Here is a 981-nt window from a genome sequence, read left to right as displayed (position 1 = left end):
CGACAACGCAACGCCGCGCAAGATGCGCGGCGAGGCCGAACTGCTGATCGCCACCTTCGCCATTCCAGTCTGCAAGGTCTTCCCGCAGGGCTTCATGCCGCCGCGCGATCCGGCGCAATTGAGCGCCCTGAAGACCGGAGCGGCCGGGTGAAGGGTCGCGCATTCATCGCCGTCGTTCTGTTCGGGCTGGCTGTCCTTGCCGGCTGTGCCGGCACTGGCCGCAATGCCTGCGATCTCCTGCAAGGCCAAAGCGCTTGCGCGCGACCCGCGCTCTCCGCGGAGACAGCTGGGCCACGGATCGCCGCCGCGCAGTTTTTCGGCGACGCCGGCACCAGCGACTACGAAAAACGCTTCCTGGCGCTGCTCGCCCGCCATCAGCTTGGCGCCATGGACCGAGCCAACGGCACCGGCCTTTTCGGCCACGACCGCTATGAAATCCGCAACAGCAATTTCCAGGCGACCTACCGGACGCTGCAAAAACTGGCCGGGCCGGTCGCCGAAACGCATCTGCCGCCGGCCGACGCCAACAGCGGCGAGGGTCATTTTGACGGACGCTGGCGGGTGTCGCGACAGACGCTCTACATCGATGCAGCGGCGCAGCCTTCGGCGCCCAAGACCTTCGATTTCTCCGGCCTGCAAGCGCGCGGCGTCGAGATCGTGCTGCGCCAGGCCGGCAAGCAACCGGCCGACATCGGGGGCACATGCGACGGCACGCTGGCGATCCGTGCCGGCGGCGCTTCACGCACCATCGCCACCGGCACGGCATTTCGCTTTCGCCTGTCCGGCGAGGACGATACGGTCAGCCTGTTTCCAAGTGACGGCCTGAACCGCTGCGCGACAAGAATCCGCTCCAGCCTTGCTCCGGCCGGCGCGCCGCTCACCATCCGACGCGAAGAGAGGGCCGATCCGGCGCTTGCCGCTTTCGACAGTCGCTACGAGCGCTGCCCTACGCCCGACCCCACAGGCCTCGATGCGCTCAGC

1 pseudogene is annotated in these 981 nt (G+C 67.8%); it reads left to right on the top strand.

Going from position 1 to position 981, the window contains the following annotated elements:
* Positions 1-147: 147 nt before the first annotated feature.
* Positions 148-981 (top strand): annotated as a pseudogene (locus EN925_RS37330) (phosphatidylserine/phosphatidylglycerophosphate/cardiolipin synthase family protein); the annotation flags it as partial.

This window comes from Mesorhizobium sp. M7A.F.Ca.US.006.04.2.1, from assembly GCF_004022915.1.
Taxonomy (GTDB): Bacteria; Pseudomonadota; Alphaproteobacteria; order Rhizobiales; family Rhizobiaceae; genus Mesorhizobium; species Mesorhizobium ciceri.
This window is presented reverse-complemented; position numbering and strand designations above follow the sequence as displayed.